This is a genomic window from Streptomyces sp. NPDC022552, assembly GCF_055561875.1.
Map to the genome: position 1 here is coordinate 335,142 of NZ_JBVHGJ010000006.1, position 24,027 is coordinate 359,168.

A 24,027-nucleotide genomic window follows, 5' to 3' on the forward strand; every position below is an offset into this window, starting at 1 on the left:
TGTCGCGTTCCCGCGCGGGAGACAGGGGCAGAGGGGTGAGGGGCTGATCGCGTCACGCCCCAGGGGCGTGACGCAGACCGAAGGGGTGGGAATGATCAGAGTCACGGTCGTGTACGAGGCACAGCTGCTGCGTGCCGCGCTGGTGGAACTGCTGCGGTCGGACGCCGAGGTCTCGGTCGTCTCCGCGGCCTCGCAATGGCCGCAGGGGCCGGCGGCCGGCGCGCCGGCACCGGACGTGTACGTCGCCGATGCCGAGTGTCTGCCGCCTCCAGAGGCGGAGCCCGACACGCCGAGCACATCGGTGGCGGCGTCACCGGAGGCGGGCGGATCGGCCCTTCTGGCGCTGATCCCCGCCCACCGGCCCGGAGTGCTGCGCCGGGCGCACGCGGCAGGGGCGACCGGCTTCGTCGACAAGAACGGATCGAAGATCCGATTACTCCAGGCCCTCCACCGGGTGGCCGCCGGAGAGCGCTTCCTCGACGACACGCTCGCCCTCGGCTTCCTCCAGGCGGCGGAGATGCCCCTCACCCGACGTGAGTTGAGCGTGCTCTCGCTCGCAGCCAAGGGAGCCCCCGTCGGCGAGATCGCCGCGACGCTGCACCTCTCCAAGGGGACCGTACGGAACTACATGGCGAGCGTCATCCGCAAGGTCGGCGCACGCAACCGGGTGGACGCCATCCGGATAGCCCAGGGAGCCGGGTGGACCTGACGGCCGCCGATCGGGCCTGACGGCCGCCGATCGGGCCTGAGGGCCGCCGATCGGGCCTGACGGTCGGCGGTCGGACCGGACCGCCGCTGGTCGGGCCTGACTGTCCGCGTGACGTCTCCGCGGGTGCGGCCCCTCCTTCAGCGCTGGATGTCGTTCCAGTGCCCCACCAGATCGCGATAGAGCGCCGACCGTACGAGCAGCTCCTCGTGCGTGCCGCACCGGGCGCGGGTGCCGTCGAGGACGAGGATCCGGTCCGCACGCAACGCGGACGACAGCCGGTGGGCGACGACGACCAGGGTTCCGGGCCGGGCGCGCAGGGCGTGTTCGGCCCGGGCCTCGGCCACGGGGTCGATGTGGCAGGTGGCCTCGTCGAGAAGCATCAGCGGAGCGGGGGAGAGGTGTGCGCGCGCGAGGGCGATCAGCTGGCGCTCGCCGAGCGAGAGCACGTCAGGCCGCACCGGACGGTCGAGCCCGCCGACGCGTTCGACGAGCGGTTCGAGCGAGAGGGCCCGTACGGAGTCGTCGACGTCGGACTGACGGGCGTCGGGCCGTAGATAGCGGAGGTTGTCCCGCAGGGTGCCGCTGAAGACGTACGCCTCCTGGGGGATCAGGGTGCGCAGGGAGGTGAGTTCGGGCGACGGGTGGCGGCCGGCGGGGCGGCCGGAGAGGAGCGCTTCGCCCCGGTCCGGCGTCAGCAGGCCCGCCGCGACCTGGAGGAGGGTCGACTTGCCGATGCCGCTCGGGCCGACGACGGCGATGTGCTCCCCGTCCTCGACGGTCAGGTCCAGGTCGTCGAGGACGGCACGGGCACCCGGTCCGTATGCCACCCGGACCCGGCGCAGCTCCAGCGCGGCCGTCGTCCCTGCCGCCGCGGGGCGCACGTACTCGCGGGGTGCGGTGGCGGAGGGCGGGTCAGGGGTGGGCTGCCGGCCGGAGTGGGCCGCGGGGCCGGGGACCGGCTGCCCGGTGAGCCGGTCGAGAATGACGAAGAGCCGCGCCCCTGCGGCGCCCAGAACGGTCATGAGCGTGTGGAGGGCCGGCAGCAGTGCCTGGAGGATGTAGGTGAGCGCGCCGACCAGAGCGCCCGCTGTGACGCCTTGGCCGAGCAGCCACGGGGTCGCCGCCAGGAGCAGGAACACGGGCACCTGGCCTGCCGTCGCCACGGACAGCGTGCGGACCGCCGCCCAGCGGGCCAGGGCGCGCTGCGCGGCGGCGGCCTCCTCGATCGCCCGGCCGTTGCGGTCGGCGGTCGGTTCGTGGGAACCGCAGGCGACTACGTCGCGCAGGGCGGTCCGCGTGACCTCCGCGCGCCGACCGACGGCCTCGTCCGCGTCGAGGTAGCGGTGCTGGGCCCGTGCCATGGGCCGCAGGGAGGCGGTGAACAGGGCGATGCCCAGGACAAGGGGCGGGCACACGACGAGGAGGAACTGCGGCGCGAGGGACATCAGGCCGATCAGGGCCCCGACGGCGACGAAGACGAAGGAGCGGGCCGCGAGCACCAGCCCGGCGAAGCTGTCCCGCGCGATCTCCGTCTGGCTCGTCAGCCGGGAGACGGTGGTCGTGTCCACGGTTCCGCGCCCGGCCGTGGCCGCGCGCAGCGCCCGCACGACCGACCGGCGTACCAGGTGATCGCGCAACGGTTCGGTGAGGTAAGGGAGTTGGGTGAAGACGCCCCGGACGACCGGCGCGCCGAGGACGATGACCACGGCGGCCCCCGCGAGCCAGAGCAGTCCCGCCGGGGTGTTCCTCCGCAGGAATCCGTCGTCCAGCGCCCGGGCCATGCAGTAGCCGCCGAGGAACGTCTGCGCCGACTCGGCCGCGGACCAGGCCGCCAGCCTGGCCAACACCCCCTTGCGGCGCCCGAGGAACGTCCGTCCCGACGCCAGAACGCGCCGTGACGTCCGCTCGGCGGCGGGGGCAGGGTCACCTAGGGGCGACCGTTGCTCCGGGCCCGTCGTCCGGCCCCTGTCCGCCGCCGACGTCACGCGTCGCTCCCGAGCTCGTCGCGGACGGGCCGCCCGGCCCGGCGGTCGTCCCGCGCGGCCACGACTCCCGGGTCAACTGCCGCGCCCGCGGCCCTCGCCGAGACGACGGCTTCGGCCGGGGCGACGGCCTCCACCGGGGCGAGGGCCTCCACCGGGGCGACGGTCGCCGCCGACGCCGTGGCCGGCTCGGCCAGGAACACCGCACGGTAGTCCGGGTCCTCCCACAGCAGGCGGTGCGGTCCGAACCCCCGTACCCGTCCCGCCTCCAGCCAGACCACCTTGTCCGCGCGGGCCGCCGTGGAGACCCGGTGGGCCACGACGAGCTTGGTGCACGGCCGCAGCGACGAGGAGAGGGCGAGCTCCACCTGCCGTTCCGTCGCCGTGTCCAGGCTCGACGTCGCGTCGTCCAGGATCATCAGCCGCCCGGCCCCGAGGAACGCCCGTGCCAGGCCGAGGCGTTGACGTTCCCCGCCGGAGAGAGGCGCGTCGTCCAGAGGTGTGTCGTATCCCTGTGGCAGGAGGCGGATGAACGCGTCGGCGCTCGCGGCCCTCGCGGCGTCCCGCACCGCCAGGGCTTCGGCGGTACGAGGAGCCGCGGCGCTCACGGCACGACGACCCGTCTCCACGGCACTCACGGCACCGCTACCCCCACCCGCACCCCCACCGCCACCCTCAGCCGGCTCCCCGACGGCCCCGATCCGCCCCGAGGCGATCGCGCTGCGAACCGTGGGCGTGGCGTCGCTGTCGAAAGCGGGGCGGGCGAAGGCGTAGGAGGTCGCCGAACGCAGCTCCGCGCGGGTCAGTTCGGCCAGGTCGACGCCGTCCAGGAGGACGCGCCCTTCGTCAGGGTCGGTCAGCCGGCCTGCGACGGCGGCCAGAGTGGACTTGCCGGCGCCGGAGCGGCCCACGACTGCGACCGTCGAACCGCCGTCGATCGCGAGCGTCACGTCCGTGAGCAGCGGGACGCCGTCGCGCACCACCCGTACCCTCCTCAGCTCCAGGTCACCGGGCCCGTCGGGCGGCAGGACCGCGGAGCCGTGGGTCATGGGAGGGAGATCGGCCAGTGCGGCGGTGCGGCGGCCCGCCGTGCGGGCCCGGACCAGTGTGCCGAGCGGCGCCGCGATGGATCCGATCCCGGCGGCGAGGGCGGCGTACCGCGAGGTGGCGAGCAGGTCGCCGACGCTGAGCTCCCCGGCGGCCAGTCTCGTCCCCGCCACCGCGACGACGGCCGTGGTGAACAACGGCAGCAGCACGCCGCTGCGGGCCACGGCGCGGCCGTGGACGAGCCACAACCGGGTGCCGTACCGCGTCATGTCCTCCAGCGAGGCGAGGATGCGTTCCTCCTCGCGGCGTGCCGTCTGCGCGGCGGCGATGGTCCGCGCACCGCGCAGCGCCTCGGTCAGCCGGGCGGCGACGGCGCCCTGTGCGTGCTGGTACCGGCCGACGGAGTCGGACGACTGCTGCGCGAAGGTCCGCAGCACCATGAGGAGCAGCGGCAGGACCGCCGCGAAGACGGCCGCGGTCCAGGGGTCGATCAGGGCCAGCGCGACGAGCGCGCCGGCCGGGACGAGGACGGAGGACACCGAGGTCGCGAGGGCCGCCGGTGCGGCGCCGCTGTCCGTGGCGTTCACGCACAGCCGGGCGGCGACGTCACCGCCGGAGTGGGGCTCGGCTCGGTGAGGGGTGGTGGCCGACAGCCCGGTCGACGCGCGGAGGCGGACCCAGGCGGTGGCGCGGGCGGTGGTCAGTTGCGTCAGCAGGACGGTGGCGGTCTCCATCAGGACCTCCGCGGCGAGCAATACGGCGGCCCAGGTCAACCAGGTCCCCGCGGCGGGGTGTCGGTGCAGTAGCAGGTCCAGCGTGTGGCCGGTGACTGCGGGGACGGCGAGCGCGCAGGCGGCGCCGGCGACCGAGCAGGCGAGCAGCAGCGCGGTAGGGCCGGCGGTGTGTCGTACAGCGCCGCGCAGCAGCCGGTCGGCCCCGGTCCGAGAAGCCATCCGATGCCCCTTTCTCCTGACGGGCGCGGCGGGCACCCGCGACGCTCGCCCCGGTGCCCGGTGCCCGGTGCCCGGTGCCCGGTGCCCGGTGCCCGGTGCCCGGTGCCCGGTGCTCGATGGCCGGTGCCCCGGGAGCTCGGCTCCCGGGGCACCGTGACTACGCGCCGGCGCCTCTACGCACCGTTCGCGGAGCCGGATGGACTCAGTTACAGGTGGTCACGCTGAGGCTGCTGTCGCCGCAGAGGAGCAGGCTCGCGCGGCTGCCGGTCTCGACGTCGCCGATGGCCTCGTCCTTGGGGGTCTCCAGCGACTGCAGGTCGAACAGGTTCATGATCGTTTCCTTTCGTGTGGGGACGGTGGTGCCGTGCGACCCCGGAGCGGGGCCGGTTCTTGGGGCCGCCGGAGCGGCGGGAGGAACGGCAGGTGTGCCGGGCGGTCGCCCAGAGCTGCCGAGAGGGCCAGCAGGACGCCCGCCGTGCCGGTGGCGAGGTCCATCGAGAGCCGCATCATCTGTTCGCCGGGGAAGGCGAGATGGCCCGCGTAGGACATCGCGTGCCAGGACAGGCAGCCGACCTGACGGCGTACGTCCTCGGGCCCCGTGCCGGGCCCGCCGGCGTTCGTGCGGGCGAGGTGCAGGACCATGCCCGCGACACCGCGGAAGAGGCCCGGCTGGGCGTAGAACGTGGCCTGCGCCGCCTGCACGATCTCGTACCGGGCACGGTCGAGGGCCTCGTCGTGGCGGTGGAGGAGGAAGTCGTCGATCACCATGCCGATGCCCACGCTCCCGGCACCGAGGTACGGCATCGTGCGCCAGCCCTCGTCGACCTGAAGTGTGCCGGAGGCGCCGCGCACGCAGCGGGTGAGATCGTCGTGGAGCGCTTCGGCGGCGAGGTCGAGAAGCGCGGAGTCCCCGGTGCGTTCGTAGAGCCGTACGAAGAGCAGGGCCCGGCCGGCCGCACCGTGGAGCAGCCCGGTCCGTACCCGGCCCCCGACCCCTGGCCCTGCGGGCCGCGGGGACGTGGCGAGCGGGCGGGCCGCCAGTTCGGCGCACCTCAGCGCCGCCGCGTGCAGGCCGGACTCGCCGGTGGCGGCGGCGAGGGCTTCCAGGGCGAGACCCATTCCGGCGGTCCCGCCGTGCAGATCGGGCGCGAGCGCGGCGTGGTCCTGCGCGATGACCAACTCGGCCAGTTCGAGGGCGGAGGCGGTGTGCCCGAGTCGCTGAAGGGTCCACGCGACGCCGGTCAGCCCGTCGTAGAAGCCGAGCGGCGTGCCGGACCCGGGCTGCTTGGCGTACCGCAAGAGCCGTTCCTCCGCCGCCGGGATCCGCGCGGCCCCGCTCTCGTGCAGGGCGTGCAGGACTCCCGCCGTGCCGTAGCCGACGGACATGCCGCCCCCGGCCGTGGCGAACTGAGCGATGTCGCCGGGGAAGAAACGATCCTCCCGGTCGGGCGTCGCCGACGCCAGGATGGCGCGCACCATCGCGTCACGGCTGCCCGGCCACTCTCCGGGCTCGACCGGCAGGAACGGAGCACGGCCGCCGGACGCGGTGGCGCGCGGTGAAGTGCCGGCCGGCTCCCGCACGATCTCCCGTACCGCCGCGTCCAGGAACTCGCCGGGCACGGGGAATCGCGCCGCCGCGACCTCCGCCAGATGCGCCGCCTTCCCCCGGTCCACGGCGAGCAGGCTGGTGAGCGGGACGAACAGCGCGATCCGCAGGCAGGCGAGAGCGTAGCGGTCCACGTCGAAGCCGCGCCGGTCGGCCGGTGCGACGAACGCGGGGTTGGCGACGGTCTGCCGGCCGCCCTCCGCGGCTGGCTGGGCCGCCTCGAAGTCCAGGAGCACCACTGAGGTCTCGTCCTCGGAGACCATGACGTTGAACAGGTGCAGGTCGTTGAAGACGATGCCCCGCGCGTGCACCTCGGCCACGGCCTGCTCGACGAGGCCGTGGATCCGCAGGGCCCATTCCGTGTACTCGGCGAGCCGCTCCGCCGGCGGTTCGGCCTCCATCAGGGGATGCCTGCGGGCGAAGAAGGTGTTGAGCGGCCTGCCCTCCACGAATTCGAGGACCAGGAAGTGGTGGTCGCCGATGGTGAAGCTGTCGAGGACCTCCGGTGTACAGGCGAGTCCGGACAGCTGCTCAAGCGCGGTATGTTCGCGGTGCAGGCGGGTGACGGCGTCGGCACCGTCGGCGGCCAGCCCGGCGTGCGGACGTGCTTCCTTCAGCACGACCCGCCGCCCCGTCTCGCGGTGCCGCGCCTCGTACACGCCCCCGCCGTTGGAGAAGTGCAGGGCCTTCTCGATCTCGTACGGCATCTCCTGGACCGTCACGGCGGCTCGCGCCTCGAGGTGCGGGCGCAGGAACGGCGGGGGAGTGACCCACCCGGGTATACGGAAGACGGGTCCGCGCTGATCGGGTACGAGGGTGCCGGAGCCGTCCTCCATGGCGGGCCGCAGCTCGCCGTGCTCGTCGTAGCAGTGGAGGCGCGTGAAGCTGCCGTACCGCAGATGCACGGGGCCCCGCCCCCAGCGCAGATCGCTGAGGATGTACGGTCCGGGCTCACCGTCGAGCAGGTGCGCCAGGTCGGTCGCCAGGCGCTCGCACTGCTCGTCGTCGGCCGGGTAGACGGTGATGAACTTGCCGCTGGCCGCGCGGTCCGCGTACTTGGCGTTGCGCTGGTGCAACAGATACCGGCTCGGCACGAACTTGAACGCCACCTCGTGCCGCAGACAGTGTTCCCGGACCCTGTCGAGGACCCGTTCCGCGTTGTCGAGACAGGCCGAGACATGGATCTTCCAACCCTGCGACGGGAGCGTGCCGCCCACCGGACGCAGGGCGAGCCAGTCACCCGTGCGATGGCTGGTCCATCCCTCGGGGACGGGCAGGGTGGCGGCCGGGTATAGGGAGTCGCCGGCTCCGTCGGCGAAGACGAGACGGTGGGGCGCGTCGTAGAAATGACGGTCGGCGTCGCAGTAGACCGCGTACCCCTTGTTCACAACGCACTCCCTCGGCCGGTGACGGAATGACGTTGTCACGCGCCGCGAGGGCCGGGACAGTCGCCGCTGTCACGTCTCGCGCATGCGGTACGCACAGGTAACCGATGCTCTCCGCCCACCGGTTGCTCGGCATGCACCGCGATGCGGAGAGGGGCGCGGAGGTGGTGCACGCGCGGCGGAACGAGGAGTGGGGGGTACGCCGTCTCCCATGTCCGCGATCAGGAACGGGCACTCATGCGCTGGATTCCGTCGCGCGTCTGCGTCAGGGGGACGGCCGGGATCTGTGTGAGTGTCAGGTCCATCATGCCTGTTCAGGTGGTGCTTCGGTAGAACGTACGGCACGCCGGTTCGGCCTTGTGACGCCCGGCGCCGCGCGTCAGACTCATCGTCATCCACCTCCCGGCCAACCCGTCGGCAACCCTTCTCGGTTGCCGACGTTTTCGCTTTGCAGTCTCGCCCCGTGACATGCGCAGGCTGGGGGTGGGAGACGAAGGGGATCGATGGATCAGGACATGGTTGTGCTGGCGAGGGTCAAGCTGCTCAGTGCCAACCGGAAGGTGGTGCGCGGTGCCGAAGGGCTGTGGATCTACCGCCTTCTGACACAGGTCGAGCCGGAGGTGTGCGGGTCCAAGCTGGCGTACGTCCTGGTGGAGGAGAGCGCGTCGCCCCTGGTACGGGACCTGCCCGAGCGACGGCTGGCCCTCTTGGACGAGGCAGTGGAGGTGGCGCAGGCCCTCGGTGAGTCGAACCCCCACCGGGCGAAGGTGCTGGCGAGGGCCTTGGCCGCCAGACAGGGTGAGGGGGACGTCCGTCAGGCGAACTCGGCGTCCGATGGGCGGGAGAGCCGTGCGCCTCTTGAGGAAGAGCGGCACCAACGCGCATGACCTCGTGTCAGGCGTCGACTCCCTGGACGGTGTAGGAGAGGAAGCCTCAGCTCCACCGGCCGAATGGAGCCGCGTCTGAGTCGTCGGGCACACAGCCCGGAGCGCGAGGCCCCTGACCTCGGTCGGGATCCCACGCCCCTGATGCCAGACACGCGGGAGGGGGCCCGCCATGGGGAAGGCCCGGGCGCCAAGCCCGGGGCATTCCCCGGCCTCCGGCCCGGCCCAGACACGCTCCGTACCAACCAGGGGTGATCAACCCGTTGTTCCGCATATCCAGACGCCGACTCATCGCCCTCACCGTCCTGGCCGGAATGGCCGCCCTCGGGTGGTACGCCGCCCAGCCGGTCCATCCTGCATGCACGGTCTACCCAGGGGCGTACGTGCCCCTCAACGCTTCGGCGGCAGAGGTGGATGCCGCAACCCGGCAGGCTTACGAGAAGGCCCTGGCCAGCGGCGCGTGCGGACCATCACGCGCCCGGTTCCGAGACTGGATCGACTGAGCTGAGGATGCGGGCCTCCTGACTCTCCTCCGGTGACGCTGCTGGGCATCGAGCCAACCGAGTCCGAAGCCGAGAGAGCCGCTGGGGTGCTCAGGCTCGCTCCGTGCCCGCCAGCCGGTCTGATCCGTCCAGGCCGGCCGGCGGGCGGCGTCACGCAGGGACGTCGAGCGGCGGGTGCTCGAGCACGCGGGGCCTGTACTCGACCAGCTGGATGCGGCCGTCGAAGGTGCGGTGCCCGATCATCTCCAGGGCAACGTCCGGATAGCCGTCGTAGATGCGTTCTTCGCCCGTGGCCCCGGTGATCACCGGGAACATCACGACCCGGAAGCGGTCGACGAGTCCGGCTCGTAGCAGGGACCGGCACAGGCTGAGGCTGCCGATCGTGCTGAGGAGCCCCGAGCCACTCGATTTCATGGCGCGGACCGCCTCGACGGCGTCGTCGCGCACGAGCGTGGCATTGGCCCACGTCAGCGGCGCCTCGAGTGAGGAGGAGAACACCACCTTGGACGCTTGCGTGAGCTGGTCGACGGACGCCTCTTCCTCGGGCCTGAACTCGTCCTGGCCGCTCGGGACGTCACCTGCTGCGAAGCCGGACATCAGACGGTAGGTGTTCGCTCCCATCAGATACGTGCACTCGGGTTGCTCGCCGAGCCATGCGAGGTACTCCGGACCCTCGAGGCCCCAGAACCCGGGCCATCCCTCTCCCGATGCGTATCCGTCGACGGAGGTGATGAAGTCGATCAGAAGCTCCGACATGGCGGTGTCCTCTCCTGGGGTGTCACGAGCTTGGACCGGCCGGGAGCCGGCAACTCATCGGCCGTGAGCCGGGCGTCTCTGGCGAGGGGAAGCCCCGGCCGACGGATATGCCATCAGCCTTCGGTTTGCCTGAGCTCAAGAGCCTTATAGGTCTTGGGGAGCAGCGGTAGTGCGGTGTCGGTGGGAGTGATCCCGGGCGTTGCGCACCTCGTGCAGGTGCGCGCGTCGTCACAGCCGCATGACGATGAGGGCGGTGTCGTCGGTGAGACCCGCCGGGGGGATCAGGTATCCCAGGAGTGCGTCGGCGAGGGTGTCGGGGTCGGTGGCGTGGTGGCGGGCGACCGAGCCGGCGAGGCGCGCGAGGCCGGTGTCGATGTCCTCGTGGCGGCGTTCGACGAGCCCGTCGGTGTAGAGGAGGAGGACGCAGCCGTCGGTGAACACGGCCTGGGACTGGGGCCGGGGAACGTGGTCCGGGCTGGCGCCCAGCGGTGGATCGGCAGCCTGGTCCAGGAAGGTGACGGTGCCGTCGGGACGACACAGGGCGGGCGGGGGGTGGCCAGCGCTGCTGTAGGTGAGGGTGCGGGCGTTCCAGTCGACGAAGACGGACGCCGCGGTGGTGGATTCGGCACCTTCGACCGAGCGGGCGTACAGGCCGAGGACGTCGAGGGCCTGGGCCGGGCCGGTGGCGACACGGGAGGCCGCCGACAGGGCGCTGCGGAGCTGGCCCATGACGCCGGCGGCGCGCAGTCCGTGGCCGACGACGTCGCCGACCGCGACGGCGGTCCGGTTGCTGCCGGGCATGTCGACAAGGTCGTACCAGTCGCCGCACACGTTCAGCGCTCCTTTGGCGGGCCGGTAGCGTACGGCCGCGCGATGCTGGCCGAGCGGCCGGGGCGCCGACAGCATCGCTTCCTGCAGGTGGAGGGCGACCTCGCGCTCGCGGGCGTGGGCCTTGCGCAGGCGCTCGTTGACCTCCTGCAGTTCCCGGGCGCGGGTGTAGAGCTCGGCCTCCAGGACCCGGGCACGGCCCCCTCCGGGCGCCCGGCGCGGGCGCGGATGAGTTCGGTGACTTCTTCGACCCGGTGCAGCACCAGGGCCACCGTGCCGTCGGGGGCGAGGACGGGGACGTTGACCGGACTCCAGTACCGCTCCTGCCACACCCCGGGCCGCACGGAGTCCTCCACGTCGTAGCGCTGCAACGCCATCGTGTCGGGCTCCCCGCTGGCTGCGACGCGGCGCAGGGAGGCGTACAGGTTGCGCATACCGGTCGCGGCGGGATCGCCGGGGTTGTCGGGGAACACGTCGAACAGGAAGCGGCCGATGAGCTGGCTCCGCGTCCGCCCCGACAGGCTGATGTACGCCTGATCCCCCCATTGATGCCTGAGCCGGTGATCGGCGACTCCTCGGACGGACCGAGAACAACCTTGCCTGCCGCTGCCGCTGCCGTGGTCGACCGCGGCAGCGGCGGCGGCGATCCTCTAGCTCAGACGGCCGAGCACCCTCGACACCACACACCATGGGTACGCCGCAGCGCAGCGCGCTGACGGCGTCGCGGGCGCCGGCGGCATCGAGAACGCGGCGCGATGCCGGATATCAGGCCGTGTCGCGTTCCGGCCGAGCTGGAGCTTGGCCCCGGTGTCGGTAGCCTGCGGGCAGATTCCGTCTACCGCAGAGGCCTGCCCCCGCCTGTCCCGCAGCCCGCAGTGAGGAGCGGTCGCCGCCAGGAGTCGAACCCGGGTAACGCATCCGGCAAGCCGGTGTACGTCGTCCTTGGCCGCTAGACGAAGGCGACTTCCTCGGCAGGGTACACAGAAGCGCGTGGCCGGGGCACCGGAGTATCCGCGCCCGCACGCCATGCCCCCGTTCGGGGCGCCCCTGTGCACGCCTCCCCCTCATCTCCTGGACCGCCGGTTCGCGATCCAGGTCGGGGCCTCGGCGTGAGTGCGGGCCTGAGAACCGTATGCGACAGCCCTCCCCGATGTGGTGCCGGGGGGAAGCAAGGAGGGCGAGCAACGACGCCTTCGCCATCTGACCCGACGCTCACCACGCGTGACAGCATGGTCACCATGACGAGTAGAGGGCACACGTCGTCCACCACACAACCCTCCACCGCAAGCCAAGGCCGAAGCCGCCCCATTTCCCAGGAGAGCGGGCCGCTGACCGTCGGTGTCGAAGAAGAGTTCCTTCTGGTCGACCCCGTATCACGCGAGTTGAGTGCTGCCGCCGAAAAGGTCGTGGCCGAAGCCTCACCCGACCTCGGCGACCACGTGGGACCTGAACTCACGCGCTACCAGGTCGAGACACGCACCGATCCCCACACCCACCTCGCCGACCTCGCCGACCAGATCGGGTCCGCCCGCGAAGCCCTCGCCCGCGCAGCGGCACGGCAGGGCCTGCGTATCGTCTCCACCGGAACACCCGTCCTCGCTCCGCCCGGACCGCCACCCCTGACCGACGGGGCCCGCTACACCCGCAGCGCCGCCATGTTCCGGGGGCTGGACGACGAGCAGGTCGCCTGCGCCTGCCACATCCACGTCGGCGTCCCCGACCTGGCCACCGCACTTGAGGTCAGCAACCACCTCCGCCCGTGGGTCCCCCTCCTCATCGCCGTCGCGGCCAACTCCCCGTACTGGGCCGGGCGGGACACCGGCTACGCCAGCTGGCGCACGACCACCTGGGGACGGTGGCCGGTCTCGGGACCCCCGCCCTACTTCGAGTCCGCCAACCATTTCGAGGACCTCGTCTCCGGCTTCCTCACCACAGGCGCCGTCATGGACCGGGGCGGCCTGTACTGGGACATCAGGCCCTCACACCACGTCTCCACCCTGGAGATCCGCGCCGCCGACGCCACCGCCACCGCCGACGACACCGTCCTCCTCGCCGGCCTCGTCAGAGCCCTGGCCGCCACCGCCCTTACGGCTATCCATGGCGGAGAACCGGCGCCTCGCCCCCATCCCGAGATGCTCAGGGCCGCCTGCTGGCGCGCGGCCCGCGACGGCCTCGCCGGCGACGGCATCGACCTGTTCACCGGCCGACTGACCCCCACCGTTACCCAGATGGGCCAGCTGCTCACTCACATCCGGATGGCGCTCCATCAACACGGCGACACCGAACTCGTCCACACCCTCTGGTCACGCCTACGTACCCACGGCAGCCGATCCGACGCCCAGCGCACCGCCCACCGCCGCCGCGGCAGCCTCACCGACGTCGTCGACCACCTCATCTCGACCACCACTCCGAACGGCCACACCGACCGCAAGCCGGACTGACGGAGCCGGCAACGGGCGTGAGCGTGATGGCCACCTCGTCCTCATCGTCCTCGTGCCGCACCATCCGGAGACCGGCCCTGGGGCTCGGCCGGCACGATCGCCATGGCCCATCCGGTGCCTCTGCCGTTCGGGGTGGTGTCGCTGTGGCCGGCCGAGTCCGCAGGGGGCCGGGGGCAGGCTGTCTCGTGGGCGTGGGGACACGGCGCGGCAGAGGTGGTCGTGGGAATCCGCATCCGGCGCAGGAGATCACGGGTGGTGCGCTTGCTCAGCGTGCTGCGCCAGGCTAGTCCCGGGTGGCGGGAGCGCAGGTGGGAGAGTGCGCGTGTGCCTAGGCCCGTGCTGTGGAAGCGCTCGTCGATGACGACGGCGGTGATGACACCCTGGGCGCAATCGGTGCAGAGCCGGTAGTGGACCTGGCCGACGACCTGGCGGATGTGGACGAGGAGCAGGCATTCCTCGCCAGGCCCGGACGTGTCCGGGACGTGCGTGGACAGGAAGTCGATCGCCCGGTAGGCGAGGATACGTCGGCGCAGGCGGCCGGTGAGCCGGCTGCGGCGCGAGTGTTTGGCGCCGGTGCGGCCGGGCGGCGACGTCCGGGCTTCGGGAGTCGGGCCGAACAGAACGCTGCTGCTGGGACGCGCATGTTGTCCGTGCATGACCTCTCGTGTGCCCGGAAGACCCCCCGATACCCGCCCTGGTACGCATCGCCCCTCTCGTGCGATCCCTCGGGGTGGTATCGGCGGTTGTGACAGCGGCAAGATCGCCCGCCGCCTCACCCTGGATGTCCGCCTCGCCGGTGGCGGCAACCCCCGTTACCGTTTTGGTTGCCCCGCAATGGGGCGCCCGGCCTCCGGAGTTGGCATGACTTTCTCCCCCTGTCGAACGCATGGCCTGGGGGGTGGTGTCACCGGCTCCGGAGGCATCGACAGACCGCTGATCAGGGGCATGACCACCGGCGTTTCCACAGGTCGGGAGGCTCTTCGTCATGTGGATGTGGCGATCGGTGCCGTGGGACGGCCGGGCGGGGACGACCGGAGGACGCACGTGATCGACACGAGTGACATCGGCGCCTTCCTCGGCCTGGACGTCGGCAAGGGCGAGGCAGTGGCCGCTCGCGACGGCATCGACGCGGTGGATGCCCGACGAGCCGTCACAGCGGTGCTCGGCGCCGTGGCCGATGTCGCCGACGACGCGCTGCTGCACCGCATCCTCACTCAGCTTCCGCCGGGTCACGCCGGCCTGTTCGGCCGGACAGATCCCACGCCGACTCGAACAGTCTGAGTAGCCTGCGCCGTCGCGGGACACGCCGCCCGGGGGAGTAGACGCCCGAGGAGAACGGGGCGGTCGCCCCCGCTGCTCGCCCTGGGGAAGCGGCGGCAGGGCGGCCGACGGTCGGGTTGGCGGGCAGGGCGACGGCGGAGATGCGCTCCACGGTTCTTCTCACGCCCGGCTCCCACTCGCACGCAGAAGGGTATTCGTCATAGCCCTTGGGCGTTTCGCCCGCCCGCCGCGCCCGCCGCGCCCGCCGCGCCCGCCGCGCCCGGCGCCGTCCGAGCCGCGGCCGCCCTCCTACCCCTGCGGCGTGAGCGCGGACGCCCCGGCGCCGGGTCCGTCGACAACTGGAACGTGACCGCCACGCGGGCACCGCCCAGCGGACCGCGCGTGATGCGTACGGCGCCCCGGGCGGCGAGGGCCGCGCGCCGGGCGATGTCGAGCCCGAGGCCGGTGGAGCCCGTACTCCCGCCGCGGGCGAGGGCACCGTCCGGGTCGGCGATGCCGGGGCCGGCGTCGTGAACGGTCAGTTCCACGGTGTGGGCGGTACGGCACACGGAGACCTCCAGGGCGGTGCCCCGGGACGTGTACCGGAAGACGTTGCCCACGAGCGCGTCCACGACGGCCGTGATGTCCGCTTCGGGGAGGCAGACAGGGGTCGTCTCGTCCGTGATCTGCAGTGTGCAGGGACGGTCCTGCTGACCCGCGAGCACGGCCCAGAAGGCCGCGCGCCGACGGACGACGTCGGCGACCTCGCAGCGATCCCTGCCCTCCCGCGGCCCGTCGGGCGATTCCTCGCCCCGCAGCGCCCGGCCCATCGGGCCGACGGCGAGCGGCGTGCGAGCCTCGGCGATGATCGCGTTGAGCTCCCGCTCCAGCTCGGCCACGGCCGTCTGGATGCGTCCGGTGTCGGCGCTCGGCGCGATCCGCTCGACCGCCAGGTGCAGGGCGGTCAGGGGGGTACGGAGCCGGTGGGACAGGTCCGCGACCAGTTCCCGTTCGACGGCGAGCAGGTCCGTCATACGGTCGGCCATGGTGTTGAAGGCCGTGCCCGCCTCCTTCAGTTCCGGCGGCCCCTTCGTCTGGACGCGGGTGTCGAGGTTGCCCGCGCCGAGCCGGCGTGACCCCTCGGCCAGCCGCTTCGCCGCCGTGACGACGGCAGAGCCGAGTCGGTCGGCGACCAGGACGGAGCCGCCGAGCAGGATGACCGCCAGACCGGCCATGACGCTCCACGACAGGACGACACCACGGGTCAGGTCGTCGTCGGGCACGAAGTTCTCCACCACCGCGACCCGGTCCTGGGGCAGGATCACCGGCTGCAGGTAGATCCAGCCGCCGGGCACGTCCCGGGAGATGGACTCGCGTTCCTCCTCGGCCCGGCCCAGCAGATCCGGCGGGGCGTGCCCCGCGCCGCCGACGGTGCTGTGGTCCGGCAGATGGATGACCATGTGCTCGGCCGCGCGCAGCCCCGCCCCCGCCTCACGCAGCTCGGCCGCGTCCGTGGTGAGGGCCAATATCGGAGCCATCGCCGCCGCGCTCTGCTCGGCCGCCGTGATGCTCTGCTCGCGGGCGAGCGACATCACCAGCAGTCCCAGCGGGATCAGGAACGACAGCGCCACCATGGAGGTGACGGCCAGGGCCACCCCCGCCAGGGAGCGCCTCACCGCGGGGCCCCGGGCTCGGCGCGGCGTCTTCGGGGCCCTCGGTTCACGGGTGCAGCGCTCCAACGGGTAGCCGTGCGCGCAGCGCCACGGTCGGCGGATTCGGGTCCGGATCTGGGTCCGGGCGACGGGCCGCCGGAGGTCTCCCGGTACGACGTCCTCCGGGAGTGGTGTGTGCCGTCACCGGCCCCGTCATCCGGGGCGACGGGCCGTCAGGAGGTCCCGAACGACAGGCCGTCCCCGCCGGTCCGCAGGGACACCGCCCGGTCGGCCACCGGGATCGTACACCCCTCGGTCGAACTGCAGCTCGCATAGCCGATCAGCACCTTCGCCTCGCCCGGAGCGGTCGCCCGGATCGGCAGCGTCACCGTCACGGCGCCGTCGGGGTAGACCGGTACGGCGGCGCGCACGCCCGGCACCTTGATGCTCTTGACCGGCTTGTCCACCGTCATCTCACCGGCGGTGGCAACCGAACCGACCGGACGGACCTCGGTCGGCCGCCCCACTCCTTCGACGCCCTCGGCGGGGAGCGCGGTGCTGTAGAGGTGGAAGCCGGCCTCGTCGGGCGTGAACGTGGCGACCAGGGTCCCCGCGTCGGACTTCCAGTCGGCCACGCTCAGCCGGACGGTGACCCCGTTCTCGTTGAACTGCGTCACGGCGGCGGCGTGCGACGGCACGGACTCCTCGCCGCAGCCGGTCAGCGAGGCGGCGGCCAGCAGCGCGGCGCCGGCCCAGGCGAGGCGCGTGCGCGCGGCGCGGGGAAGGCGGGGGGAGGTCATGGGGTGTCTCATGTCGTCTTTCCGGGTCTTTCTCGTGTTTCGGGGAGGTGGGCCGCACGCCGGAGGCGCGACCGGCCCTCCTGCGTGCGGGGGAGTGCAGCCGTACGGTGCGCAGCGGGAGTCGGGCTCTCCCGGGCGACGAGTGGCGGTGGCACTCGGGTACCGGTGCTCACAGGGCCGCGGTCGTGCCCTGCAGCCTTACCTGCAACGCGTACACCAGGTCGGTCCACAGTCCGGTGATCAGCAGGACGCCGACGAGGACCAGAAGTGCGCCGCCGGCCCGCATGACGGTTCCGTGGTGGTTCCTGACCCATCGAAAGGCGCGCAGGGCGCGCTGGAAGGCGAGTGCGGTGAGGAGGAAGGGCGCGCCCAGCCCCACGCAGTAGCAGACCATGAGGAGGGCGCCGCGCCCGGCGCTGGCCTCGTTCCAGGCCAGGGCCTGCACAGCGGCCAGGGTCGGCCCGATGCACGGGGTCCAGCCCACGCCGAAGACGACGCCCAGCAGGGGCGCACCGGCCAGGCCGAACGAGGGGCGGCGGCTGCTGCGTAGCTCGCGCTGGGTGAAGCCGGGCAGCCAGCCCGCGAACGCGAGCCCCATGACGACGGTGAACAGGCCGAGGACCAGCGTGATGCCGTCCTGGTAGGCGAGCAGGTTGCGCCCGACGAAGCCGAACAGGGCGCCCCCGGACACCAGGACGCCGCTGAAACCCAGGACGAACAGCGCCGCTCCGGCGACCATCCGTCCGCGCCGCCCGCCGTCCGCCTCGGCGAGGTCGGACACCGACAGGCTGGTGACGTAGCTCAGGTAGCCCGGCACGAGCGGGAGGACGCACGGAGAGAGGAAGGACACCAGGCCTGCGGCCACGGCCACCGGCACGGCGAGGAGCAGGGTGCCCGACACCGCGCCGGCGGCCGGCCCGGCGGCGAGCGCCGCCCACGTGGGGCCGGTCATGAGTCCTCGCCGGCGACCCGGTCCACGAGGGGCTCCAGCCGCGCGCGGGTGACCGGACCGGAGACGGCGGCGGCGATCCGGCCCTGCCGGTCGATGACCAGCGTGGAAGGGATGGCCTGCGGGTTGAGCAGCGCGGGCGGGAAGGCCAGCAGCAGCTTTCCGTCGGGATCGTGGATGCTCGGGTACCGCAGCCCGTAGGTCCGCTCGAACTCCCGGGCCGGCCCGGTGGAACGGTCGCGGACGTTGACGCCCAGGAGCTCCACGCCGCGCGCCGCCTGCGCACCGCGCAGCGCCTCCAGGTCGGCGGCCTCGGCGCGACAAGGAGCGCACCAGGAGCCCCACACGTTCAGGACGACGACCTTGCCGCGGTACGAGCGCAGCGCCAGGTCCCGGCCCGTGAGGTCCCGGCCGGAGGTGTCGGGCGCGGAGGGGCGTTCGGCGACCGGCAGCACCGCCGCGGTCTCGACGGTGCCCGCTCCCGGCACGCCGCCGTCCGCGCCCGCCACGGCGCCCCCGCCGCAGGCGGTGGCCGTGAGGGCGAGGAGGAACAGGGCGACCGCCGCCGACGCGCCGCGTCTGTGGCCGCGGGCCGTCATCAGGCCCACTTCCGCAGGAACGCGCCGAGGCCGGTCTCGGTCAGCTCGGGGTTGCCGGTCGAGTGCGTCTCGGTCACCACCTTGCCGTTGCCGTCGAGAACGACCAGGACGGGCATCTTGTACGCGCCCTCGCCGGAGCAGTATTCGCGCAGGAGGTCGAAGGCCGAGGAGTCCTGGCTGCCGATGTCGACCTTGACCACGTGGTACGAGGCGTCCAGGACCGCCCCCACGCCGCTCGTGGCGAACACCCGGTCGGCGGCCTTGCAGTTGCCGCACCAGTTGGCGCCGAAGTCGATCAGCACCTTCTTGCCGTCGGCCTTGGCGGCGGCGACCGCGGCCTTGACGGCCCCACGGGCGTCCGCACCGGTCGGGTAGCCGCTGGTGAAACCCGAGGAGCCGGAGACGGGCGCGCTCTTCTTCACCGCGGGCTTGGTCGGGGCGGGAGCCGCAGTCGTCCTGGCGGGGCGAGGGGCGGCCTTGGTCGTCGCCGCGGAACGCTTGGCCACGGGCGAGGAGGCGGAAGGGCTCGGCGGGACCGACGTCGCGGCGCCGGTGGGGGAGGCGGCCGCCTCCATGGGCACCGGTGTGCCGGTGCCTTGGTCGGCGGGCGCGTCCGGAGCCGCCGCCACCGACACGTTCTGCGCCGCGTCGTTCTTCGAGCCGCCCATTCCCCAGGCCGTGGCGACGGCGGCGGAGGCGACCGTGAGGGAGACGGCCGAGAAGCGGACGAGGCCCTGAATGCCGGCGGTGCGCTGTCTGCGCCGATGTGCGGCCATGACGGATCAACCCCTTGAGTCGGTGAGCTCTCCGGGGCCTGGAGGCGGCCGATGCCGGAGCGGGCGCAGGACGCGGCCCGGCGTCGTGTCCGCCGGGGCCGGAGCGATCGTCCTGACCGACCGTGAGCCTAGGTGCCGAAAACGCGTCCTGGACCGTCCTGATGCCACCCATCAGGCACGCTTAAGGAACTGCTCAGGTTCGCGACCGCACGCCCTCCACCAGGGGTTCTCCGGGTTCTCCGGCCGACCGCGGCGTCGGCCCGAGGACTTACAGCCGGGTCTCGCGCACGCTGGCCTGCGCCCTCGGTACGACGGTCGCCGTGATCTGCGAACGGTGGTCGTCGCTGGTGAAGACGACCACCAGCGTGCCGGGATCGCTCTGATTGGTGCTCGTGCGGAACCCCGGATCGGGAACGGCCGAGACGAAGCACACGCTGTCGCGGCCGTACTGGACGGTGACCTTCCCCCCCTCGGAGGGAACCGTGTGCAACCCGGGACCGCCGCTGCACTTCGAAGCCGACGGCCGGGGCGTGGGCGGGACGGGCGCCCGCGTGTCCGAGGGCGACGGCGAGGGCGTACGGGTGGTCGGCGGCGGTGACGAGGGGGACGTGGGCGTGGTGGGGGGCGCCTTCGGCGTGGTCGCGACGGACGAGGCCGGCACCCCGACGAGGACGGACGGAGAGGGGTACACCGCCTGGACCGACCGCGCGGCGGGCGGGGTCGGTCGGGTCAGGCCGATGACGAAGTACACCGTGAGCATCACCGCGGTGACGCTGGCTGCGGTGCACGACAGCCATATGAGGAGATAGCGCAGGAGGCGTGGCACCGCATCAGTGTGGCCGACGCCCACCGCACCACGGACCCCGCCCTCGCTCACGGAGAGGCGCACGCGTCCCGGACGGGCCGGCCGCGACCGGTCGGGCTCGGGGCCCCGCCTCCGCCCCGAGGCGTACGGAAAGGTGGCGGACGCGGTCGGGGCGACATGGGCCCCCGCATTCCGCCTCGAGGTTCGCCCCGCATATCGCCCCTCGGTCGGGCCCCCAGGCGGGGACCGAACCTGAGCTGATGCTTAGGTCCTCCTGAGCGCATCCCTCAGACGGCGTTTTCGCAGCTCAAGTACGCCTACGCTCCCGTCACGGCAACCGGCGGCGCCTCTCCGCCGCACGAACCCGGCCGTACTGACAGGGTCGGCCGATCCGCGCCGCCGCGCCCGGCCCGTGCCGGTCACCCCGCAGGTCCACCCCGTAACCGAACCCCTTGGAGGAGTACCGAGATGAGCTCCCGAGCCGCCCACGGACGTCGCGGACACCGCGCCCCGCGTAACCCGCGCGTCACAGCCACCGTGGCGGGCCTCAGTATCCTGGCCGTCGCCGCCGGCGGCCTGGCAGGCGCCGAACTCGTCGGCTCCGCGCACGACAAGGCCGAGTCCGTCGCCATGGGCGGCGACTCGCCCGACCCGACGCCGACCACCGCACCGCCGACCGGACCGACGTCCGCGTCGGCCGCCCTGCCCACCCTGACGACCCCCTCCGCCACGCCGACGACCCCATCGGCCACTCCACCGCCATCGGCCACCGCCAAGGCGGCCAGACCTTCCGCGTCCCAGAGCGCGCGGAAGCCCAGGCCCGCGCCCCCGGCCACCGTAAAGCCGCCGGCCACCGAGCGCGACAGCGGTACGCGCCCGGCGGGCGGCGGCGAGGCCGAGGAGGTGGTACGCCTCGTGAACGTCGAACGTGCCACGGCCGGCTGCAAGGCCCTGACGGTCGACGCGGACCTCACCGAGGCGGCGCAGAAGTACAGCGACGACATGGCCGCCACCGGCAACTTCTCCCACACGGGAACCGACGGCTCCCAGCCGCAGGACCGCATCGAGGCGGCCGGATACACCTGGTCACGGTCCGGCGAGAACATAGCCAAGGGACAGGCCGACGCGGCCGCCGTCATGGACGCCTGGATGCACAGCCCCGGCCACCGGGCCAACATCCTCAACTGCGGCTTCACCGAGATCGGCGTCGGCGTCAGCACCGACGGAGGCCCCTGGTGGACCCAGAACTTCGGCACTCCCTCCTGAGCCCCTCCTCAGTGCGGCGCCACCAGCTTGATGCCCACCCCGCGCACGGTGCGTAGATACCGCGGTGCCGAGGCCCGCTCGCCGAGCTTGCGACGCAGCGCCGACACGTGCACGTCGATGGTCTGGTCCTCGATGTAGGCTTCCTGCCAGACCTCCGCGAGCAGCCGATGCCGGGAGACCACCGTGCCGGCGTGCCGGGCAAGAAAGGCCAGCAGGTCGAACTCCCGGCGCGTGAGGACCAGTTCACGCCCCGCCAGATAAGCCGAACGCGCCGGCGGATCCACGGTCAGCTCACCGACCGTCACCAGACTCGTCGGATCGACGGGTGGGGCCTGCCCGGCGACCGCGGCGGGGACCGCGGTGCGCCGCAGCACCGCCGAGAGCCGGGCCAGGAGCTGCGCCCCGGAGAACGGCTTGACGAGGTAGTCGTCGGCGCCCGCGTTCAGGAGCTTGACGATCTCGCTCTCGTCGTCGCGGGCGGTCGCGACCACCACGGGCACGTTCGATATCCCGCGGATCATGCGCAGCGCGTCGCCGCCGTCCAGATCGGGCAGGCCGAGGTCCAGCACCACCGCGTCCACCGAACCCTGCGCGACCTCGCGCAGCGCGCCGAACCCATCGCCCGTGCTGCGCACCGCATGGCCGTGCTCCGCGAGGATCTCCATCAGCGAGGCACGGATGCTGGGGTCGTCTTCGACCACGAGTACGCAGGGCATGGCGGACACCCTACAACCGACCGTCCGCCCTCCGGACAGCCCTCACCAGGCCCCGATTCCGGGCGAAACCTCCCGGATCACAACCGATCCCATGGACCACTGCCCCGCACACCCGGTACCGGAGAACCCCATCCCGCAGGCATGGCCCCTTCGGAGCGGGCCCCCGGACCGTGCCTTCGTCGCATGGCATCGCGCCTGCCGCGCAACGGTGTTGAAGCCCCATCCTTCCGGGATCGGAACTGAAGTTACCGACCGAGAGCTGACCGGAGCGTCACGCCGTAGCGGACACGCAAGCGCCGCACCTCCCAGAGCGAAAGCAGAGTGACCGACAAAGGACCGCCGAGCGAGAAGACGTAGATCACGAGGGGAGGAGCAGCCACATCCGCATCGTCGAAAAGCTGCAGGGCGAACAGTGACCAGACCAGAAGAGGCGAGACCAGGGCAGGCAACAGCTCATGCACATCCCCAGCACGAAAACATGAGTTCAGCCCCTTCACAGCCGCAGCGAGCGTGAACAGCAAGGCCGCAACGAGAACGACGGCGCAGACAAGCGCGGCCACGAAGAACAGCACGCCGATCACCAGACCGGTGATCAGTGTGCCGATGACGGTACCGAACAGTCCGAACGTGAAGTCGTGCGGGCCGATGTCCCCAGGCGCGACAATGTCACCACCCAGGGCCGCCACCATCAGCCAGACCGCACCTACTCCCATGGGTATCGCACCCAGCGCGGTCAAAGGGCCACCCACGCGAGCGGCGTACCCGCGCCCCAAAGGAGCTCGTGCCAAGGCGATGAAGGCTGTAATTCCGACGACGACAGCGGCCAGCGCAATGCCGCAGCCGATCAACAACTCCTGCAGCTTGCCCATCAAGAAGCTCTGACGGTCCACACGCATGGGGTAGGCGAAGAGCAGCCACAGCGTCGCGGTCAGCCCCACAGCTGAGCGGAGACTCTGCATACGGGCGATGACCGGATCCTCGATCCGGTCGGGCCGAGTCGGGTCGCCGACCCGCGAGGCTGCCGAGCCCAAGGTGTTGACGAGATGACGCATAGCCAGCTGAACTCCCCCGCAATCCGAAACGCGCAGCAAACCCGGCTGCGCCCTACTGCGGCAGCCTAGTTGATCATGTTCGCGTCATTGATGCCGCTATCCGCCGTGGAGAACACGCGACGCGCAGTCGGCCCAAATCTGCCTCGCCACCCCGGATCGCGACCCGTGCCGGTGGCCGTCAAGGTCGGCTCCGCTCCGGCCCGCGTCCCTGCGCCCGGCACACACCCCGCGACACTCTCCGCACCCGAGCGCGGCTCGGCCGCTTCCTGGGCCGGCGGCTGTTCGGCCCTCTGACGACCTTCGGCCGGGACTCCCGGGTACGCATCCGTGCGTGTCAAGGGCGTGTACGACGGGGCGCGGGGAAATCCTCGACCGGGGCCAGGCTGGATCACAGGCCGTGCGCGTCGGTCCCCCTCCGGAGACGTTCCGGGACCGTCGGTACGCGCGGACCCCGCAGGTCACCGCGAGACGGACAGCACTCCAGCAGCGGGCAACCGATCCCCGCACCCGCGCGTCGGACACCACATGGAACGCGAATGGCTCTTCTTCCTCATACCGCTGGTGATCGGCGTGATCTTCCTCTGCATCGGCGTGCACGGTCTCCGCCTGGCCGGCGCGCTCCGTCGCACAGGCATCACCGCGGCGGGGAGAGTGGTCCGTCACGAAACCAAGCGAGACCACGACGGAGCCAAGTACTACCACCCGGTCGTGGCCTGGACGACCCGCGACGGCCGCGAGTGCGAGCACTCCTCCAGGCTCGGCCGCGGCACCACCACACGCGGCTTCGGCGTCGGTGCCTCCGTCACGATCCTCTATGACGAGAACAATCCCCGCCGGTTCGCGATCCAGGGCTGGGACTCGGCAACGGTCCACACAGTATTCGCCGTGGTGGGAACCATGGCCACAGCAGGCACCGTGACGGTCCTTCTCCTGCTCATCCTTCTTTGAGTGCCGTGGGAGTCACGTGCGCATCCGCGACTCCCCCCCCGTGCCGAGTTCACCGGCCTCGAATCGTGGCCGGCCGTCTCGCGTCGACGTGAGGAAGCCCAGCACGACCG

The 24,027-nt window shown here is 72.3% G+C and carries 21 protein-coding genes, 1 tRNA gene and 1 pseudogene; 7 read left to right on the top strand and 16 right to left on the bottom strand.

The window, feature by feature from the left end; translation table 11 throughout:
* The first annotated feature begins 91 nt into the window (after positions 1–91).
* The gene (locus ACZ3OF_RS19360; RefSeq protein WP_467305760.1) at positions 92–709 is read left to right on the top strand and encodes a response regulator transcription factor; all 618 of its coding nucleotides are present in this window, start codon (positions 92–94) and stop codon (positions 707–709) included.
* A 137-nt stretch (positions 710–846) separates the two neighbouring features.
* On the opposite strand, the gene ACZ3OF_RS19365 is transcribed toward ACZ3OF_RS19360, so the two are convergent.
* The 4 genes from ACZ3OF_RS19365 to lanKC form a co-directional block, all read right to left on the bottom strand.
* Complete coding sequence (locus ACZ3OF_RS19365) at positions 847–2,556, bottom strand: ATP-binding cassette domain-containing protein (protein ID WP_467305761.1); 1,710 nt, start codon at positions 2,554–2,556, stop codon at positions 847–849.
* A gap of 134 nt (positions 2,557–2,690) precedes the next feature.
* A complete protein-coding gene (locus tag ACZ3OF_RS19370; RefSeq protein ID WP_467305763.1) occupies positions 2,691–4,691 on the bottom strand; it encodes an ABC transporter ATP-binding protein in 2,001 nt (666 codons plus the stop codon).
* Positions 4,692–4,893: 202 nt separating this feature from the next.
* A complete protein-coding gene (gene ramS / locus ACZ3OF_RS19375) occupies positions 4,894–5,022 on the bottom strand; it encodes a mycelium formation morphogenetic lantipeptide SapB (protein ID WP_015037662.1) in 129 nt (42 codons plus the stop codon).
* Positions 5,019–7,685: a class III lanthionine synthetase LanKC gene (lanKC, locus tag ACZ3OF_RS19380; protein WP_467305765.1), complete on the bottom strand. Its 2,667-nt coding sequence runs from the start codon at positions 7,683–7,685 to the stop codon at positions 5,019–5,021. The genes ramS and lanKC overlap by 4 nt, the downstream gene beginning before the upstream one ends.
* Before the next feature lie 500 nt (positions 7,686–8,185).
* On the opposite strand from lanKC, the gene ACZ3OF_RS19385 reads away from it, so the two are divergent.
* On the top strand, positions 8,186–8,569 hold the full coding sequence (locus ACZ3OF_RS19385) for a hypothetical protein (protein WP_467305767.1): 384 nt from the start codon (positions 8,186–8,188) through the stop codon (positions 8,567–8,569).
* Between the two features lie 650 nt (positions 8,570–9,219).
* Here the strand turns inward: ACZ3OF_RS19385 and ACZ3OF_RS19390 are convergent.
* The 3 genes and pseudogenes from ACZ3OF_RS19390 to ACZ3OF_RS19400 all read right to left on the bottom strand — a co-directional run bounded on the left by ACZ3OF_RS19390 (position 9,220) and on the right by ACZ3OF_RS19400 (position 11,617).
* Positions 9,220–9,825: a dihydrofolate reductase family protein gene (locus tag ACZ3OF_RS19390; protein ID WP_467305769.1), complete on the bottom strand. Its 606-nt coding sequence runs from the start codon at positions 9,823–9,825 to the stop codon at positions 9,220–9,222.
* Between the two features lie 228 nt (positions 9,826–10,053).
* A pseudogene (locus tag ACZ3OF_RS19395) lies at positions 10,054–11,180 on the bottom strand (PP2C family protein-serine/threonine phosphatase); the annotation flags it as partial.
* Between the two features lie 357 nt (positions 11,181–11,537).
* Positions 11,538–11,617, bottom strand: a tRNA-OTHER gene (locus ACZ3OF_RS19400).
* A gap of 274 nt (positions 11,618–11,891) precedes the next feature.
* Between ACZ3OF_RS19400 and ACZ3OF_RS19405 the strand changes: the two genes are divergently transcribed.
* A complete protein-coding gene (locus ACZ3OF_RS19405) occupies positions 11,892–13,094 on the top strand; it encodes a carboxylate-amine ligase (protein ID WP_467305771.1) in 1,203 nt (400 codons plus the stop codon).
* Between the two features lie 41 nt (positions 13,095–13,135).
* Here the strand turns inward: ACZ3OF_RS19405 and ACZ3OF_RS19410 are convergent, their stop codons facing one another.
* Positions 13,136–13,750: a hypothetical protein gene (locus ACZ3OF_RS19410; RefSeq protein ID WP_467305773.1), complete on the bottom strand. Its 615-nt coding sequence runs from the start codon at positions 13,748–13,750 to the stop codon at positions 13,136–13,138.
* A gap of 289 nt (positions 13,751–14,039) precedes the next feature.
* Between ACZ3OF_RS19410 and ACZ3OF_RS19415 the strand changes: the two genes are divergently transcribed.
* Positions 14,040–14,375, top strand: coding sequence for a DUF2267 domain-containing protein (locus tag ACZ3OF_RS19415; RefSeq protein WP_361680186.1), 336 nt, complete (start codon positions 14,040–14,042; stop codon positions 14,373–14,375).
* A 197-nt stretch (positions 14,376–14,572) separates the two neighbouring features.
* Here ACZ3OF_RS19415 and ACZ3OF_RS19420 read toward each other — a convergent pair whose 3' ends face one another.
* The 6 genes from ACZ3OF_RS19420 to ACZ3OF_RS19445 form a co-directional block, all read right to left on the bottom strand.
* Positions 14,573–16,030 (bottom strand): HAMP domain-containing sensor histidine kinase, encoded by a 1,458-nt coding sequence (locus ACZ3OF_RS19420; protein ID WP_467305775.1) that lies wholly within the window; start codon positions 16,028–16,030, stop codon positions 14,573–14,575.
* A 209-nt stretch (positions 16,031–16,239) separates the two neighbouring features.
* Complete coding sequence (locus tag ACZ3OF_RS19425) at positions 16,240–16,806, bottom strand: hypothetical protein (protein ID WP_361680180.1); 567 nt, start codon at positions 16,804–16,806, stop codon at positions 16,240–16,242.
* 169 nt (positions 16,807–16,975) lie between these two features.
* Positions 16,976–17,758, bottom strand: a complete 783-nt coding sequence (locus ACZ3OF_RS19430) for a cytochrome c biogenesis CcdA family protein (protein ID WP_361647916.1) — start codon at positions 17,756–17,758, stop codon at positions 16,976–16,978.
* On the bottom strand, positions 17,755–18,354 hold the full coding sequence (locus ACZ3OF_RS19435; RefSeq protein WP_361680177.1) for a TlpA family protein disulfide reductase: 600 nt from the start codon (positions 18,352–18,354) through the stop codon (positions 17,755–17,757). The genes ACZ3OF_RS19430 and ACZ3OF_RS19435 overlap by 4 nt, the downstream gene beginning before the upstream one ends.
* Positions 18,354–19,130 carry a thioredoxin family protein gene (locus tag ACZ3OF_RS19440; RefSeq protein ID WP_361680174.1) on the bottom strand — a complete coding sequence of 259 codons (777 nt, stop codon included), beginning with the start codon at positions 19,128–19,130 and terminating at the stop codon, positions 18,354–18,356. Before ACZ3OF_RS19440 ends, ACZ3OF_RS19435 begins: the two co-directional genes overlap by 1 nt.
* A 268-nt stretch (positions 19,131–19,398) precedes the next feature.
* Positions 19,399–19,620 (bottom strand): hypothetical protein, encoded by a 222-nt coding sequence (locus tag ACZ3OF_RS19445; protein ID WP_361680170.1) that lies wholly within the window; start codon positions 19,618–19,620, stop codon positions 19,399–19,401.
* On the opposite strand from ACZ3OF_RS19445, the gene ACZ3OF_RS19450 reads away from it, so the two are divergent.
* The gene (locus ACZ3OF_RS19450) at positions 19,613–19,939 is read left to right on the top strand and encodes a hypothetical protein (protein ID WP_361680168.1); all 327 of its coding nucleotides are present in this window, start codon (positions 19,613–19,615) and stop codon (positions 19,937–19,939) included. The genes ACZ3OF_RS19445 and ACZ3OF_RS19450 overlap by 8 nt on opposite strands.
* 464 nt (positions 19,940–20,403) lie before the next feature.
* Positions 20,404–21,201 carry a CAP domain-containing protein gene (locus tag ACZ3OF_RS19455; RefSeq protein ID WP_467305780.1) on the top strand — a complete coding sequence of 266 codons (798 nt, stop codon included), beginning with the start codon at positions 20,404–20,406 and terminating at the stop codon, positions 21,199–21,201.
* Positions 21,202–21,209: 8 nt separating this feature from the next.
* On the opposite strand, the gene ACZ3OF_RS19460 is transcribed toward ACZ3OF_RS19455, so the two are convergent.
* The gene (locus ACZ3OF_RS19460) at positions 21,210–21,917 is read right to left on the bottom strand and encodes a response regulator transcription factor (RefSeq protein WP_361648057.1); all 708 of its coding nucleotides are present in this window, start codon (positions 21,915–21,917) and stop codon (positions 21,210–21,212) included.
* Between the two features lie 245 nt (positions 21,918–22,162).
* Positions 22,163–22,969: a hypothetical protein gene (locus ACZ3OF_RS19465; protein WP_467305783.1), complete on the bottom strand. Its 807-nt coding sequence runs from the start codon at positions 22,967–22,969 to the stop codon at positions 22,163–22,165.
* Between the two features lie 525 nt (positions 22,970–23,494).
* Here ACZ3OF_RS19465 and ACZ3OF_RS19470 point away from each other — a divergent pair.
* Entirely contained in the window at positions 23,495–23,917 is a 423-nt protein-coding gene (locus ACZ3OF_RS19470; protein ID WP_467305784.1) for a DUF3592 domain-containing protein, read from the top strand.
* Positions 23,918–24,027 lie beyond the last annotated feature (110 nt).